Source organism: Pedobacter sp. ok626, from assembly GCF_900100435.1.
Classification (GTDB): domain Bacteria; phylum Bacteroidota; class Bacteroidia; order Sphingobacteriales; family Sphingobacteriaceae; genus Pedobacter.
The window spans coordinates 84693-101120 of the sequence record NZ_FNEX01000006.1; the positions used below are offsets into that span (position 1 = coordinate 84693).

Sequence of the window (16428 nt, forward strand, 5' to 3'; positions counted from 1 at the left end):
TTAATTTTAGCTTCAACACACAACCCCTAATTATTACACAAGAAATGAAAAGAACCTTAATTTTCTCAAGCTGTCTGGCTATCGGCTTGTTGAGTAGCGGATTGGCCAAGAGTCAGACTGGCAATCCAAAAAAAGACGTAGAAGCTGGTAAATTGTTGATTTCAAAATCAGATTGCTTTGCCTGTCATAAAGCTGATGCCAAGTTAGTAGGACCATCTTACGCAGACATTGCTAAAAAATATAAAGCTACAGATGCCAACGTTACCCAATTATCTGGGAAAGTGATCAAGGGCGGCAGTGGTGTTTGGGGTGCAATCCCTATGGCTGGACATCCAAATGTGAGCCAGGCTGATGCAAAGAAGATGGTAAAGTACATTCTATCTTTGAATGCAGCAGCGAAATAACACCTTCGTCATTCTGAATTTGCAAGAAAGGGGTTATATCATTCAAATGATATAACCCCTTTCTTATTATCTTTTTTGGCTGTTTTTCAGCTCCTGCTTTAATTTCTGGATCTCCTGTTTCACCTGCCTGTTTTCCAGGTAATAGTAGATCGCAAAGCCCAAAAATATTTTTCCTAGTACAAAGATGGCTGCAAGTACCCAGCGCCATAATTTATGCACCCGCATGTGGCTGGATGGGCCTTGTACTTCAACAAACTCTCCGGTATTTCCATTTTTAGCATGGCCGTTAATTGAAGGCGCTTTAGTTATTTTTAAACCAGTAAAATTCTGTCTTCTGGTGATTTCATTGAGCTCAGTTTCGATTTTGCTCCAGGTTTCCGCTGGTGTAGTAATCGCGCCATGTAGGGCAATCCGCTCCAGGTCCTCTTCTAGTTGTGTTAAAGCAGCCTGTATTTGTGGGTGTCTATCCTTTAAGGTCAGCAATTCATTGATTTCTTTTTCGGAGGCCGAACCCAATACATAGGCTTCCAAGACTCCACTTTCTATATATTCCTTAATTTCCACTGCCTGTTTTGATTATAGCGAAAGCCTGTCTTAAAGATTTTCTGATTGACGCCTCAGGTTGATTTAGTTCAATTGAAATCTCTTCAATTGTTTTTCCATAGTAATAAGAATCGCAAAATATTTGGGCAGAAATGTTCACTATAAGTGTTTCTTCCATATTACTAAAATATATAATTTTATAATACTTTTACGTTTCTTTTTTTTTAATCGTTTAAAAAAGCATTTAGGGTTGATGCAGCTGTAATTGTTTTTTTAGCTGAAGGATTTCATGCTGCATCTGACTAACTTTTTCAAGTAAGTGCCTGATGGCATCAATCCCTTCTATATTGATCAGGAGATCATAGTGGAAGTGGATATATCTGTCAATTTCGGTTAGCTGATTGGTACTGATGAATTTTTCCTCCCCAACATTGGTCAGGATGATGATACCCGATTCTTCGAGAGAACTGATAAAAGAAGGCTCGATATCGTATTTAATACAGTATTCGGTTATTGCGATTAGTTCTTTTTCCATGGTTCCAGATTTTAAGCAAGGTTTTGTAATTCCTCAAATAACTCTTTTTGTCTTTCAGTAAGCGCTACAGGTATTTTTACGATGTAAGTGACAAACAGGTTGCCAAAATTGCCTTCCTTTTTGTAAACGGGAAAGCCCTTGTTTTTTAGCCTTACTTTTGTGCCGTTTTGGGTACCCGCAGTAACTTTTAGTTTTACTTTACCATCAAACGTTTCAACCATTACCTCTCCACCTAAAACAGCTGTATACAGGTCAATTTCCTTATTGATATAGATGTCATCGTTTAGTCTTTTGAAAACCGGGTGTTCTGCAATACTAAGCGTGATATACAGATCACCATTTGGACCGCCATTGGTACCTGGACCACCTTGTCCAGCTAATTTAATCACTTGTCCATCCGCAATACCGGCTGGTATGGTGATCCTTAGATTTTTACCGTTTACTGTTATGGTTTGTTTTTGGGTTTTGTAGGCATCTAATAGATTGAGTTTTAACTCGGCCTGGTAATCATGCCCTTTGTATTTTACCTGACCACGGCCTTGTCTGCCAGCTGCACCCCCAAACATGGATTCGAAAAAATCTGAGAAATCTCCGCTGCCGCCAAAATCTTCGGCGGTATAGCCACCAGAATAGGATCCACCAAAAGGATTTCCGGCACCCTGATGAGATTGCTGTCTTCCCCGAGATTGCTTAGCCTGCTCAAATTGGTCGGCATTTTTCCAATGCTCACCATACTCGTCATACTTTTTGCGCTTTTCGGGATCACTCAAAGCTTCATTCGCTTCATTGATCTGTTGGAATAGTTTATTCGCCTCTTTATCATTAGGATTTAGATCAGGATGGTATTTCCTGGCGAGTTTTCTATAGGCTTTTTTAATTTCCTCTGGAGATGCAGTCTTATCAACGCCCAGAATTTTATAGTAATCTATAAATGCCATGTATGTTGTCTTTTGCTATTATACTTTAATAACACATAAAACCTTAAAATGATTGCTTATGCAAATAATAAGCAAATTATCATTAATGGATGTGAAGTTTTGATTTAGACTTTCCGATTTTCTTAATGCAGGCGTCTAGAAAATGATCAATACCTGTTGTGGCATAGCCCAAAAGTCTGGAATTTTCACCAAGCTCGGAAGAGACAATTGTTGTCCGTTCTCTGATCTGGGTCATACAATAGGTATTGATGGCCTGTTGCATCGGCAGGGTGATATACTGCTTTGCTTCAGCAATTTTTCCACTTAAAATGATGAGTTCCGGATTGAAGAGCTGGATCAGCATAGCGATTCCTTTTCCCATATGGGTGCCGATATTGGAGAGCAGCTGAATGGCATACTGATCACCTTTATTTGCTGCATCGATGATAATAGCGGGTTCAATTCTTTGCAGTTCCTCTTTGCTGAGCTTGTTCAACATAGAGTTTTTGCCGGAGAGAATACCTTCTTTTGCCATTTCTGATAAAGCATTGCCAGAAGCGATGGTTTCCAGGCAACCGTGTTTGCCACAATAGCACAAGGCCCCGTTCTCTACAAAGGGGATGTGCCCGAGTTCCCCCGAAAAACCACAGACGCCTTTTCTTAATTTACCATCCATAATAATCCCCAGCCCAACACCCAGGTCCATCAATAGGATCAGGACGTTTTGCTTACCTTTTGCCATCCCATGTGTAAATTCTGCCATAGAGGATCCATTTACATCATTCTGGATGATAACAGGGAGTTTTAGCATTTTTTCAAATTCGGCTTTTAAAGAGGTATCGTCTGTATCGCTAAGAAAATAACTGTAGCTTTTGCCTATTTCAGAATCAATCAGGCCCGGCATGCCTACACTGCAGCCGATTAACTGGTCGATGTTAATGTTATAATCTTTTAGAATGTCCTGTACATGGCTGCTTAAAATAGGGAAGAAATCGGATCCTGTGCTTTTTGAGATCGGCAGGGCGATAGTTTGGGCCTCGACAATGTAATTATAATTATTGTCGATAATGGCTATTTTGGTATGAAACAATGCGATATCAATACAGATGATCAGAATCTTTTTATCCTTTAAGCTATACAGATCAGGTTTTCTGCCGCCAATAGATACCCCATAGCCTTTCTTCTCGATCCAGTCTTCGTCAATTAAATTGCTGATCAGCTTTAAAATACTGGGGGTACTCATATTCATCGTCTGACATAACGTAGAAACTGAACATGGGCCCAAATTGAAAAGATGTTTAACCAGCTGGTATTTATGGGTCAGCTGCTTATCATGCGTTGGTTTGGTTAGGTGATTTAATAGACGAAGATCCATAGGTTTAATTACTCTGTTTTGCTAAATGTAGCGAACTTATACTAAAAAATTGCAAAAGTATTTTTATTATATAAATAATTAACAGATGTTTTGTGTTTTTGACAATTTCTACCTAATATTAACCATGCAATTGTCTGATGTAATGAACGTTGGGAAACGCATAAAGATGAACACAACACAAGCTCATATGAAACCGGAAGAACCACAACAACCAAACTCAAGAAGAGATTTTATTAAAAAAGCTGCGGTAGGAGTAGCTGCATTTACCATTGTGCCCCGATATGTTTTGGGCGGACAAGGATTTATTGCGCCAAGTGATAAATTAACCAAAGCCGTTATCGGTGTTGGTGGAATGGGCAGGAACCATTTCCCTTATGATGGAACTCAAGTAGTCGCCATTTGCGATGTCGATAAAAGACATATCGCCAAATCGTTGCCAATGTTGGATAAAGGTGTTAAAACCTTTAGCGACTACAGGGAATTGATTAAGCTGCCAGAAGTAGATATTGTACACATTGCAACACCACCACACTGGCACGGTATCATGGCTGTAGATGCGGCTAATGCAGGTAAGGATATTTGGTGTGAAAAACCAATGACCCATACCATAGGTGAAGGAAAAAGGGTGATGGAAGCAGTAAAACAAAATGGTAGAATCTTTAGGCTAAATACCTGGTTCCGCTTTAAGGACAACTTTTACGGCTTAGGTACTACCGTTAAACCGGTTAAAAAACTAGTAGATAGTGGTTTGTTGGGCTGGCCTTTGAAGGTAACGGTAAGCAGGCATACAGGCTATGACTGGAAGTTTTACTGGGTAGGAAAGGATAATTTGCCACCTGAGCCTGTTCCGGCCGAGTTGGATTATGATGCCTGGTTAGGTCCTGCACCATATAAACCGTATAGTACACATCGCGTACACCAGACTTTCCGTGGTTACTGGGATTATGATGGTGGTGGTTTGAGCGATATGGGCCAGCATTACCTGGATCCGATTCAATACTTTTTAGGTAAAGATGATACCAATCCGATCTCTGTTGAAATCGACGCCCCTCAGCAACATACCGATGCTGTAGGGATTTGGAGAAGGATAACTTATACATATGCTGACGGTTGTCAGATTATTTTAGATGGCGAGGCCAAAGATGCAAATGTCCCTTATATAGAAGGACCAAAAGGAAAACTATATCCTGGTTTTAAATCAGATATTCCTGATTTGGAGCGTAAACTAGCTGCTTTCCCTGATCCTGCACCTCAAATGACGGATTTCTCTGAAGCAGTAAGAACAAGACAACAATTTGCTTTAAATGAGCAAAATGGACACCGTTCTTGTAACATCATCAACATCGGGCTGGCTGCATTGCGTTTGGGAAGAAACTTGAAGTTTGATCCGGTTAAGCAGGAATTTGTGGATGATGAAGGTGCAAACAGGTTGATCAATCCAGTTATGCGCGCACCATTTACCATTTAATCAATTCATCCTTTAAAATAATTTAATAAACATTTTACTCATACTATAATGATAAAAAAGATATGTTTTATCCTGCTTGCTGTGGTGCTATTACAGAGCAATGTTTTTGCGCAGGCACAGGGTAATAAAGACGAACGTACAACAACTACGCGTATCGCGGATTTGCTGGCGCAATTGCCTGCAAAGGATGCAAAACAGTTAAAGACAAACATGCAAGACATTGCACAGCTGGGAGAGGATGGTTACATCACGCTGATTAGTGGATTAACTGCTCCAGGAAAAGGCAACAATGCTTTGTTGGAATACGCCATCGGCGGATTTTCTGCGTATGTAACTCAACCTGGCCAGGAAAACTGGAGAAAAATGAGTGTAAACGCTTATGCTAAAGCTTTGGCTAAATTATCTGATAAACAGAATAAGTCATTCATCATCAGTCAGCTTGAATTGGTTGGTAAAGATGATGCCGTAGCAAGTTTAAGCAGTTATTTAACGGATGCACAGCTAGCAGATCCAGCTGCCAGAGCATTGGTTAAAATTAACTCTAGCGCTTCGAAAGCAGCTTTATTAAGTGGATTGGCTAAAGCGAATGGAGCTGCAAAGCTTTCTGTAGTTGAAGCTTTAGGCGATAGCCGCAGCAAAGAAGCTGCAAAAGCAATCGCTGGATTAACCACAGGAGATAATAGCCTGGCTAAAATGTCATTATATGCATTGGCGAACATTGCTGATCCTTCTTCTGAACTTGTTTTGGCTGCTGCTGCCGAAAAAGCAGAATTTAAGTACGACAATACCAACGCTGTTGCTGCTTATTTGGTGTATGCTGAAAGGTTAATGCAAAATGGCGATAAGGTTGAAGCGAATAAAATAGCTAAGAAAATACTTGACAAAGCAACCGCAGATAATCAGGTACACATCCGTATTTCGGCTCTTAAATTGGTTTCTGATTTTAGTAAAGCGCAAAGTGATGAGTATCTACTAGCCGCAATGGATGACAAGCAATTTGAATATCGTGCTGCTGCATTGAAATTAGCCTTGCCAAATATTACACCTGTAACGGCTAACCTTTGGGGTAAACAGCTTTCAAAAGCTGATCCTGCAACGCAAGTAGCTATTGTGAATATGCTTAGTGATAGTAAAGTAAAGTCTGTTCTTCCTGCTGTTTCCAAATTATTTAAAAATAAAGATCAGAAAGTAAGATCGGCCGCCATAGCCGCTGTTGGTAAACTTGGAGAAGAGGCTGCCTTGGATGCTTTGCTTAAAGTAGCAGCCAAAGGAGATTCTACAGACATTGAAGCCGTTTCCAATACGATTTTAAGAATGAAAGGCGAGGGAATTACAGCTAAAGTTGCTGCTTTTGTCCCTAAAGCAAAACCAGAAGTTCAGGTTGCTTTAATTAATATACTGGCTTCAAGAGCTGCAAATTCGCAATTAAATACAATATACAGCCAACTTAAAAATAAAAATCCAGAGGTTAAAAAAGCAGCGTTTTCTGCGCTTAAACAGACTGTAACCAGTGAAAACCTTCCTCAATTGTTTACTTTACTAAAAGATACATCAGACCCGTCTGACTTAACAAAAGTGCAGGACGCAATTATTGCCGGAATGAAAGGCGGAAATGATAAGGAGCAGCAGGTAGATGTGGTATTGCAGCAAATGACTGGTGTTTCGGAAGATAAAAAAGTACTTTTTTATAAAATGCTGGCTAGTTTAGGCGGTAGCAAATCATTAAAAGCTGTTTCTGACGCATTTAATGCAGGTGATGCCGCTACTAAAAAAGCAACTGTGGCTGCTCTATCATCCTGGACAGATGCCGATGCGATAGGTGAATTGATTAAAATTGCTCGTCAGCCAGCTAATGCTGCCTATGTGGACCAGGCTGTTGATGGGTATTTACGCTCAGTAAGAGCGGCCAAATATCCGGCCGAACAAAGGTTGTTGTTACTGCGTGAGGCTATGGCTGTATCTAAAAAGCCTGCTCAGCAATCACAGATTCTTAAAGACCTGGAGCAAGCAAAATGCTTAAACTCTTTATTGTTTGCTGGTAGATATCTTGATCAAGCGGCAACGCAGCAAGCTGCAGCTATGGCGGTCATGAACATTGCTTTGGCAGATAAATCATACAACGGTAATTTGGTAAAAAGCTTGTTGAATAAAACCATCAGCGTAATTAAAGGTGCGGATAGTGAATATCAACAAGAAGCCATGCGCAAATATCTTGCTGAAATGCCTCAGGGCGATGGTTTCGTTTCTATGTTTAATGGTGTTGACCTTACAGGTTGGAAGGGCTTGGTTGGCGATCCCTTAAAAAGAGCTAAGATGGATGCCAAAGCTTTGGCTGCTGCTCAGGAAAAAGCAGACGCTGAAGCCCTTGATAGCTGGAAGCCCATAAACGGTGAGCTTCAGTTTATGAGCCATGGGAACAACCTGGCTACCGTAAAAAAATATGGTGATTTTGAAATGTTGGTAGATTGGAAAATCATTGATGATAAAAAAGGTGAAGGTGATGCGGGAATCTATTTGCGTGGTACACCACAAGTACAGATATGGGACAATGCACGCGTAAAAGTGGGGGCTCAGGTAGGCTCTGGTGGTTTGTATAACAACAAAACGAATCCAAGTAAACCACTTACAGTTGCCGATAATAAATTAGATGAATGGAATACCTTCCGCATTTTGATGAAGGGCGACCGTGTTACTGTTTATTTAAATGGTGTATTGGTAACAGACAATGTCATCCTTGAAAACTTTTGGGATAGGACTTTGCCAATCTTTGCTGAAGAGCAGATTGAGTTACAAGCGCATGGATCACCAGTGGTTTACCGCGACTTGTACATTAGAGAAATCCCTCGTGTAAAACCGTTTGAGTTAAGTGCTAAGGAAAAGAAAGAAGGCTATAAGGTATTGTTTGATGGTACCAATATGCACAACTGGACAGGAAACACTACTGATTATATCATTGAAGATGGCAATATCGCCATTCGTCCGAAACCGGGAAAAGGTTCTGGTGGTAACTTGTTTACAAAAGATGAGTATAGCGATTTCGTATTCCGTTTTGAATTTCAGTTAACTCCGGGTGCAAACAATGGTTTAGGGATCAGAGCGCCTTTAACTGGCGATGCTGCTTATCAGGGGATGGAATTGCAAATTTTGGATAATGAGGCTCCAATTTATAGTAAGCTTCATGTGTATCAGTACCATGGTTCAGTTTATGGTACTATCCCAGCAAAAAGAGGATATTTAAAGCCTGTTGGCGAATGGAATTATCAAGAAGTGATTGTTAAAGGTCCTAAAATTAAAGTGATCTTAAATGGTACTGAGATTCTTGATGCCGACATTACAGATGCTAGAAAGAATGGTGCTGCTGATGGCAAACCACATCCGGGATTATTACGTGAGAGTGGCCATATTGGCTTCCTTGGTCATGGTTCTCCGGTTCAGTTTAAAAATATCAGAATTAAGGATTTGAGTAAAAGTAAATAGTAGCGTATTTTATGAGTTCGAGAAGAGATTTTATTAAAAATACTGCGCTGGCGGCCGCAGGATTTATGATCGTACCCCGCCATGTATTGGGCGGAAGGGGCTTTTTAGCACCAAGTGACCGCCTGATGGTTGCTGCTGTAGGTGCAGGTGGAAAAGGACAAAGTAATATTGCCAATATCTACAAAGGTGGTAAATCTGAAATCACATTTTTATGTGATGTGGATGATCGTAGAGCGGCCAATTCGGTAAAAAGCTTTCCAAAAGCAAAATATTACAGAGATTACCGGGAAATGTTTGATAAGGAAGCTAAAAACTTCGATGCAGTAGTGGTTTCTACGCCGGATCATAACCATGCCATGATTACAATGGCTGCGATGCAGCTGGGCAAACATGTATATGTAGAAAAACCATTAACCCATGATATTTACGAGGCGCGTAAGCTTACTGAAGCTGCCAACAGGTATCAGGTGGTTACCCAAATGGGTAACCAGGGTTCCTCTGGAGATGGCGTACGTCAACTCCAGGATTGGATAGATGCTGGTGTAATTGGTAAGGTTGAGAACGTGTATTGCTGGACAGACCGTCCATCCTGGCCTCAGGGAATCTTATGGCCATCAACAAATGGCGAAATTCCTAAAGAGCTGGATTGGGATTTGTGGTTGGGTAGTGCACCTTACAAGCCTTATATCGAGAAACTGGTTCCTTTTAATTGGAGAGGCTGGTGGGATTATGGCACCGGTGCAATAGGAGATATGGGCTGTCATTTGGTTGAACCACCTTTCAGAGTATTAGGGCTGGATACACCAATTGATGTACAATGTAGCGTAGGTAGTATTTATGTGGATGAATTTAAAAGGGGATACTTCCCTGATAGTTGTCCACCCTCGAGCCATGTGATCATGACCTTCGAGAAAACTAAAAAGACCAAAGGTAACTTGCAGATTCACTGGATGGATGGCGGTATTAAACCTGCGCGTCCGGAAGAGTTGTTGCCTAATGAACCTTTTGGTGCTAACGGTGTACTTTTTGAAGGTACTAAAGGTAAAATGATGTGTGATACCTATGGGGCTAATCCTCGTTTATTGCCGCTGACTAAAAATGCGGAAGATCGTACTAAAAAACGTGTGGAGCGTGTGCCAGGTGGGGTAGATGGTCATTACTGGCAATGGGCAGAAGCTGCAATTGCTGGATATGGAAAAATCAAACTAAGCTCGCCATTTGAAACTGCAGGTCCATTGACCGAGACGCTTTTGATTGCTAATCTGGCCATTCGTGGTACAGATGTACAGAAACCAAAAGAGAATGGTAAAGGCTTTACTTATCCAGGAAGAGATATCAAATTGCTTTGGGATAAAGAAAATCTAAGGGTTACAAATTTTGATGATGTGAATCAGTTTGTGAAACGCGAATACCGTCAAGGTTGGAGTTTAGGCGTATAATTTTAATCAGAAAGCATGTCGTTAGAAACAAAAAATCTGAGGGTATTGGTGGTAGGCTGCGGTAATATGGGGGCTTCTCATGCTACAGCATACCATACCCTGGATGGTTTTGAAATATGTGGCCTTGTATCCACCGGTAACAGTAAGGTGGTGCTGAATGAAAAGCTGGGCGGCGCTTACACCTTGTTTAATGATTATTACGAAGCCCTGGAACAGACGAAACCTGATGCGGTATGCATTTCGACTTATCCGGATACACATGAGGCATTTGCCATCAAAGCAATCGAGAATGGGGCACATGTGTTTATAGAAAAGCCATTGGCTGATTCTTTGGAAGGTGCAGAGCGTGTTGCAGATGCTGCTAAGCGGTATGGCAAGAAACTACTTGTCGGTTATATTTTACGTTATCACCCATCCTGGGAACGTTTTATCGAATTATCATCAGCTATGGGTAGACCATTGGTGATGCGCATGAACCTGAATCAGCAGAGTCAGGGTGCCAAATGGACGGTGCACCGCAACCTGTTGAAAAGCCTAAGTCCAATAGTAGATTGTGGGGTTCATTATATTGACGTAATGTGCCAGATGACACGTTCTAAACCTTTGCAGGTAAGTGCTATTGGGGCTAGATTGAGCGATGATGTACCTGAGGATAATTATAACTATGGACAGCTTCAAATTCGCTTTGAGGATGGTTCTGTGGGCTGGTATGAAGCAGGTTGGGGACCGATGATGAGTGAAACGGCTTTCTTTGTGAAAGATGTGATCGGACCAAAAGGTTCTGTATCTATTGTTGCCAAATCAGCTGGAGCAGCAGGTAAATCTGATGAGGTGGATGCGCATACTAAGACCGAGTCGATCAAGGTACACTATGCTGATCTGGATGGAAATGATAAATTCTCAAAGCCAGATACCTGGATTGATCTTAAGGATGAACCAGATCATCAGGAACTTTGTAATCGTGAACAACGTTATTTTTTAAAGGCCATTTTGGAGGATCTTGATTTGACGAATCCTACTGATGATGCCATAAATAGTTTAAGAATTGCTTTTGCCTGCGATGAATCTGTTAAAACCGGGCAGATTGTCCGGCTTTATTGATGGCTAAAAAGATGAAATAAAATCCCCGGTTTTACATTAAAGCCGGGGATTTTATTTGAAGATTTAATATATTCATAACAATGAGTTGTGGTATAATATTATATGCTTAGATTAGGTTTGTAGCATCGAAATTCGTTATTTAGTAGTAGCGGCTGGTTTACAAAGACTGGATGAATGAAATTAAAAAACACAGATAGAGATTTATGGACTTCATTCATTAATGGAGATGATAATGCCTTGAATTTGCTGTATAAGCAGTTTGTTGATGTATTGTATGCCTTTGGATTAAGGTTTACCGATGACACTGATCTGGTTAAAGATGGCATTCAAGATCTATTTGTAGATCTTTACAAGTACAGAAAGACATTGGCCTCTGAAGTAAATGTAAAATCTTATTTATTCACCTCCTTAAAGCGTAAGATCTGCCTCGTGTTAAAAAAGAATGCAGCAGCTGTAAACCATAGTTTTGAACTCCCTTTTTTATTGTCGCCTAGTATCGAAGATCAGATTACAAATGATGAATACGAAGCAGAGCTTTTGCTAAAATTGAACAAGCAGTTAGCCTTGTTGCCAGACAGGCAAAAGGAAGCTCTGTATTTACGTTACAATTCGGAACTCGAGTATGAAGAGATTGCTGAAATCATGGATGTTTCCTTGGCAACCTGCCGCACGCTTGTCTATCGTGGAGTGAAACAATTGAGGGAAAAAATGGTAGCCAACTATGCTTATAAAATATTAGCGTAACGGAGTCTATATATTGTAAGTTCTTCACTCTGTTAAGTACTAGGTAAAGTACGAATGGATTCAAAGAACAATAACGATCGCGAATTTGCTGGCGAGATAAAGAAGGTTTTAAAGGGAGTTGGGAATGAGAAGTTGTCCTCATCGGCGCAGGCCGACTTATGGGAGAGGATTGATCGCCAATCCATCCATAAACCTAAATCATATAACTGGAAGCTGTACATGCAGATTGCTGCAATGTTGTTGTTGGTTTCAGGGATTGGGATTTGGCAATATCAGCAAAATACACCTACTCATAAACTACTGAATTTTGCTGCAGCGCATGTGGGAAAATCTAATAGTACTGATAATTATCGAGCCTTAAAGTCAGATACTGCTCCATCGGCAGCTTCTTCAGATGTGATAGAGGACATCATCACTACCAAGGATTTCAATACATTGGTTGTAGGTAATGGAAAGCGTTCTGTTATCAAGCTTCCTGATGGTACCCAAGTCTGGTTAAATTCTGGGTCAAGGTTAATTTATCCGCTTACATTCTCCGGGGATGTACGGGAAGTTTATTTGGAGGGGGAAGCTTATTTTGATGTGACCCATGATAAACAGCATCCATTTCATGTACGCGCCAATAAAATGGATATAAAAGTGTTGGGTACAGAATTTTTTGTGAGCTCTAACGCTGATAGTGATAATAATTATGCTGTTTTGGTTGAAGGGAGCATTGCTTTTTCAACAGGTACCTGGCTCAATAAAATAGAGCGTCAGCTTGTACCGGGGCAGCGGATCAACTTCAATCTTAAAGAGAATAAACTTTTGATATCTGAGGTAAAAACAGCCGAATTCCAGTCCTGGAAGGAAGGTTTTGTGGATGTCCAAAGTGAGTCTTTAGACCTAATTATACAGCGGGTTGCTAAGTATTATAACATAGAAATCAGCACACAGCACCTAGATCTTTCTAATGAGAAATTTTCAGGGCGACTGGATTTTCAGCGTAGCGCTGATGCCGTATTAGATATTTTATGCGCAGGAACACCATACGTTTACAATGGTGTAGAAAGGAGGTTGGAACTGAGAACACGCTAACTTATTGAATAAAAAAAAGGAGATGCTCGAACACCTCCTTCCAACAATAACCAATTCAAGCTATTATTTAACTCATTAACAAAAATATGAAAAAACTTCATGTATGTGAACCTCATGCATTCTATTTAAGGCTCAAAACTAAAATAATAAGAACTATGAAAGTAACAATGGTTTTATTATGGATGGGGATGATGACCACTTATGCCAATACATCTGCTCAGCTTAAGATGAACATAGACCTTGTAAGAGGTAATTTACCAGAATTATTTCAGCAAATTCAAAAGCAAAGTGATTATCAGATCCTTTATAAAGACGATTTTATTAAATTAAATAAGTACGAAGAGCTAAACCTGAAACTGAACAACAAGACAGTTAAAGAGATTTTGGATAAGGCTTTGAAAGATAGCGGACTTACTTATACCATTTCGGGTAGGCAGATTCTCATCTTATCCAGAGAAAGAGCACTTGGTCTTGTGCAAGATAGTTTGCTCACGCTTCGCGGACGCGTATACGATACACATGAACCACCTAGTGTGTTACCAGGGGTCAGTATCAGGATAAAGGGTTCTACAACGGGGACTACGACAGATGGAGATGGTTATTTTACCATTAAAGCCAGAAAGAACGATGTGTTGGTTTTCTCCATGATCAGCTATTTAAGCTTTGAGTATACTGTTTTGAGAGCAGACAAAAGTTTAAATGTTTCTCTGAAAGAGAACGTTTCTGCCTTGAATGAGATTGTTGTAGTTGGTTTATCTGAGCAACAGAAGAAACACATTGCAAGTTCTGTAGCTTCATTGGATGTGAATTCGCAGATTGTAGGGAAGCCAATCACTTCATTATCACAATCACTTCAGGGTGGGGTAACTGGTATTAATGTAACACAGAACTCTGGCTTACCTGGGGGAGATGCAGCAACGATAAAAATAAGGGGGATCAGTACATTGGGTAACTCTAATCCGTTGGTTTTGGTTGATGGGATTCCTATGGATATGAACTATATTGATCCCGTTACGGTAGAAAGCGTGACCGTGCTGAAGGATGCTGCGGCAGCGGCTATTTATGGCGCAAGAGCGGCGAATGGTGTTATTCTGGTGACGACTAAACGAGGCGTGCCAGGTAAGGCTAAAGTAGCTTACGATAGCTATTTTGGACTAGCTTCCCCTTCTTACATGCCAAATACAGTTGATGCACCTACGTATATGAAGATGTATAATGAGGGGCAGTTAAATGCTGGTAAACCCTTGTTCTATTCGGAGCAAGATATTCAGAATACCATCGATAATGTTGATCCGGTTAAATATCCAAATACAAATTGGCCAGATCTGATCATTGACAGGTCGGCCGAAATTACGAGTCATTCTGTTTCCGTGAGTGGTGGTAACAATACCAGCAGGTTTGCCCTTACAGGTAATTATCTTTATCAAAAGGGGATGTTGCCTGTCAACGATGCCAATCGCATCACCATCAGGGCGAATACCTCTACTTCATTGAGCAAGAATTTCCTGGTAAACCTGGATATGCTTGCCATAAAAAGAAATACCACACAACCAAACAGACCAAGCGGGTCAAATGGAAACAGGTTGTTGCAGGATATTTATCGTACACCACCTACTGTGCTGCCTAAATATCCAGAAAAGGAGGGTATACCTACCATTTATGGAAGATATGTGGATATCGTAAATCCATTGGCCTATGCGGAAAAAGGAGGGGTTAGAAATTACGAAAGCGGGCAGACCAGTATCAATTTACAACCAAAATGGGAGGTGTTTAAGAACTTTAATGTTAAAGGCCAGTTCAGCTTTAGGTTAAACAGCGATGCCACACGGGATATAAGAGATGCTTACAATTTCTTTGATTATTATACTGGTCAGCTGTTGCAATCCTGGTCTGCTCAAAGAGATCCAAATATGGCCAGAACAACATATTATTATGTAGGTGGTAATATCGATTATACTTTAAATGTTAAAGACCATTATTTATTTGCCATGGCAGGCTATTCTCAGGAAGAAACCAATAGTGGTGACTGGGATGTGTATTCTATGGTATCCGGCTATGCTAAATTAAACTACTCTTATAAGGATAAGTATCTGCTCGAAGGTACAGTTCGTACTGATGGTTCTTCTCGTTTTGGGCCTGGAAATAAGTTTGGATTTTTCCCCTCAGGTGCTGTGGGATGGAATGTCCACAACGAGGGATTTATGAAGGGGCTGAAGTTTGTTCATAATATGAAATTGAGGGCCTCTTATGGGCAGCTTGGAAATGAAAATATAGGCTTGTACAAATACCAGACTTTAATTAATAACGGCACTGGCCAGGAGACGACTTATGGTAATGCCAATGTTTCCTGGGAAAGCGTGAACATGCTGGATATTGGTATGGATTTATCGCTATTTAAGAACAATAAATTAGGGCTGACTTTCGACTATTATAATAAACTGACCGATGGGATTATTCTGAATCCACAATTGCCTTTAATTGGTGGATTTGAAGGTGTTGTGCCTATTAACGCAGGAAGAGTCAAAAATAGAGGCCTTGAGTTATCTTTTAATTATAACGAGCGGTTTGGACAACATGTAGATTTCTCCTTTTCTCCGGGAGTTACCTATAATAAAAACACCATTTTATCATTAAAGGGCGGACCTTATCTAACTACGACTACAATTAATGAGGAGGGTGGAAGTATTGGTAGTTTTTATGGTTATCGTACAAATGGATTGTTGCAAAGCAGTGATTTTGATGGCAGTGGGAACCCATTAGTACCCATACTTACAGATGCAAAACCTGGGGATATTAAATATCTTGATCTAAATAAGAATGGTATTATTGATGCTGATGACCAAACAAATATTGGGAACCCAAATCCACAATTGGATTATTTTGCAAATTTTAGGATCGCTTACAAAAAAATAAATCTGGAATTTTTATTACAGGGAACGGGGAAAAGTAATGCGCCTCTGTTAAATGAGTTTGCATTTCCTTTGGATATGAGTGGGAATGGTGGAGTACCGACAACTTATTATTCAGAGAACTACTGGACACCACAGCGCACTGATGCGCGTTTCCCACGGATTTCAACTGCTCCAGCGAACAACAGGTTATCATCTGATTTCTGGTTCCAGAATGCAGCTTATTTAAGGGTTAAGTTCATCCAATTAGGTTATGACTTGAATAATTCCTTTGTTAAACAAATGGGGATTAGTTCTATAAGGTTTTATGTGAATGCCCAAAATCCTGTTACGTTCTCTTCCTTAAAAATCACTGATCCGGAAAGTAGGGGCGACGAATGGACCTATGGAATTATGAAAACATACACGTTAGGTCTAAATGTTCAATTTTAATATACTA

The 16428-nt window shown here is 40.3% G+C and carries 13 protein-coding genes; 8 read left to right on the plus strand and 5 right to left on the minus strand.

The features are described 5' to 3' along the window. Nucleotides 1-44: 44 nt before the first annotated feature. Entirely contained in the window at nt 45-404 is a 360-nt protein-coding gene (locus BLS35_RS10320) for a c-type cytochrome (protein ID WP_090780582.1), read from the plus strand. Nucleotides 405-470: 66 nt separating this feature from the next. On the opposite strand, the gene BLS35_RS10325 is transcribed toward BLS35_RS10320, so the two are convergent. The 5 genes from BLS35_RS10325 to BLS35_RS10340 form a co-directional block, all read right to left on the minus strand. Beyond that, nucleotides 471-968 carry a hypothetical protein gene (locus BLS35_RS10325; protein ID WP_090780584.1) on the minus strand — a complete coding sequence of 166 codons (498 nt, stop codon included), beginning with the start codon at nt 966-968 and terminating at the stop codon, nt 471-473. Continuing rightward, nucleotides 958-1125 (minus strand): hypothetical protein, encoded by a 168-nt coding sequence (locus BLS35_RS27745; protein WP_165973256.1) that lies wholly within the window; start codon nt 1123-1125, stop codon nt 958-960. The genes BLS35_RS10325 and BLS35_RS27745 overlap by 11 nt, the downstream gene beginning before the upstream one ends. Nucleotides 1126-1191: 66 nt before the next feature. After that, nucleotides 1192-1482: a chaperone modulator CbpM gene (locus tag BLS35_RS10330; RefSeq protein ID WP_090780586.1), complete on the minus strand. Its 291-nt coding sequence runs from the start codon at nt 1480-1482 to the stop codon at nt 1192-1194. A gap of 11 nt (nt 1483-1493) precedes the next feature. Next, a complete protein-coding gene (locus BLS35_RS10335; RefSeq protein ID WP_090780588.1) occupies nt 1494-2420 on the minus strand; it encodes a DnaJ C-terminal domain-containing protein in 927 nt (308 codons plus the stop codon). An 82-nt stretch (nt 2421-2502) separates the two neighbouring features. After that, nucleotides 2503-3774, minus strand: coding sequence for an ROK family transcriptional regulator (locus tag BLS35_RS10340; RefSeq protein WP_090780589.1), 1272 nt, complete (start codon nt 3772-3774; stop codon nt 2503-2505). A 187-nt stretch (nt 3775-3961) separates the two neighbouring features. Between BLS35_RS10340 and BLS35_RS10345 the strand changes: the two genes are divergently transcribed. The 7 genes from BLS35_RS10345 to BLS35_RS10375 all read left to right on the plus strand — a co-directional run bounded on the left by BLS35_RS10345 (nt 3962) and on the right by BLS35_RS10375 (nt 16421). After that, nucleotides 3962-5242 (plus strand): Gfo/Idh/MocA family oxidoreductase, encoded by a 1281-nt coding sequence (locus BLS35_RS10345; RefSeq protein ID WP_090780987.1) that lies wholly within the window; start codon nt 3962-3964, stop codon nt 5240-5242. Nucleotides 5243-5290: 48 nt separating this feature from the next. Continuing rightward, nucleotides 5291-8719: a 3-keto-alpha-glucoside-1,2-lyase-like domain-containing protein gene (locus BLS35_RS10350; protein WP_090780591.1), complete on the plus strand. Its 3429-nt coding sequence runs from the start codon at nt 5291-5293 to the stop codon at nt 8717-8719. Nucleotides 8720-8730: 11 nt separating this feature from the next. Further along, on the plus strand, nt 8731-10158 hold the full coding sequence (locus BLS35_RS10355; RefSeq protein ID WP_090780593.1) for a Gfo/Idh/MocA family protein: 1428 nt from the start codon (nt 8731-8733) through the stop codon (nt 10156-10158). A 15-nt stretch (nt 10159-10173) separates the two neighbouring features. Further along, nucleotides 10174-11259: a Gfo/Idh/MocA family protein gene (locus BLS35_RS10360; protein WP_090780595.1), complete on the plus strand. Its 1086-nt coding sequence runs from the start codon at nt 10174-10176 to the stop codon at nt 11257-11259. 174 nt (nt 11260-11433) lie between these two features. Next, a complete protein-coding gene (locus tag BLS35_RS10365; RefSeq protein ID WP_090780597.1) occupies nt 11434-12003 on the plus strand; it encodes an RNA polymerase sigma factor in 570 nt (189 codons plus the stop codon). Between the two features lie 54 nt (nt 12004-12057). Continuing rightward, nucleotides 12058-13080, plus strand: a complete 1023-nt coding sequence (locus BLS35_RS10370) for a FecR family protein (protein WP_090780600.1) — start codon at nt 12058-12060, stop codon at nt 13078-13080. Nucleotides 13081-13235: 155 nt separating this feature from the next. Then, nucleotides 13236-16421, plus strand: a complete 3186-nt coding sequence (locus BLS35_RS10375; RefSeq protein ID WP_254778802.1) for a TonB-dependent receptor — start codon at nt 13236-13238, stop codon at nt 16419-16421. The last annotated feature ends 7 nt before the right edge of the window (nt 16422-16428 follow it).

What these genes read in the sequence shown, in the direction of transcription:
- BLS35_RS10320 (WP_090780582.1), top strand. Translation starts at nt 45, where the DNA reads ATGAAAAGAACCTTAATTTTCTCAAGCTGTCTGGCTATCGGCTTGTTG.
- BLS35_RS27745 (WP_165973256.1), bottom strand. Translation starts at nt 1,125, where the DNA reads ATGGAAGAAACACTTATAGTGAACATTTCTGCCCAAATATTTTGCGAT.
- BLS35_RS10330 (WP_090780586.1), bottom strand. Translation starts at nt 1,482, where the DNA reads ATGGAAAAAGAACTAATCGCAATAACCGAATACTGTATTAAATACGAT.
- BLS35_RS10335 (WP_090780588.1), bottom strand. Translation starts at nt 2,420, where the DNA reads ATGGCATTTATAGATTACTATAAAATTCTGGGCGTTGATAAGACTGCA.
- BLS35_RS10340 (WP_090780589.1), bottom strand. Translation starts at nt 3,774, where the DNA reads ATGGATCTTCGTCTATTAAATCACCTAACCAAACCAACGCATGATAAG.
- BLS35_RS10345 (WP_090780987.1), top strand. Translation starts at nt 3,962, where the DNA reads ATGAAACCGGAAGAACCACAACAACCAAACTCAAGAAGAGATTTTATT.
- BLS35_RS10350 (WP_090780591.1), top strand. Translation starts at nt 5,291, where the DNA reads ATGATAAAAAAGATATGTTTTATCCTGCTTGCTGTGGTGCTATTACAG.
- BLS35_RS10355 (WP_090780593.1), top strand. Translation starts at nt 8,731, where the DNA reads ATGAGTTCGAGAAGAGATTTTATTAAAAATACTGCGCTGGCGGCCGCA.
- BLS35_RS10360 (WP_090780595.1), top strand. Translation starts at nt 10,174, where the DNA reads ATGTCGTTAGAAACAAAAAATCTGAGGGTATTGGTGGTAGGCTGCGGT.
- BLS35_RS10365 (WP_090780597.1), top strand. Translation starts at nt 11,434, where the DNA reads ATGAAATTAAAAAACACAGATAGAGATTTATGGACTTCATTCATTAAT.
- BLS35_RS10370 (WP_090780600.1), top strand. Translation starts at nt 12,058, where the DNA reads ATGGATTCAAAGAACAATAACGATCGCGAATTTGCTGGCGAGATAAAG.
- BLS35_RS10375 (WP_254778802.1), top strand. Translation starts at nt 13,236, where the DNA reads ATGAAAGTAACAATGGTTTTATTATGGATGGGGATGATGACCACTTAT.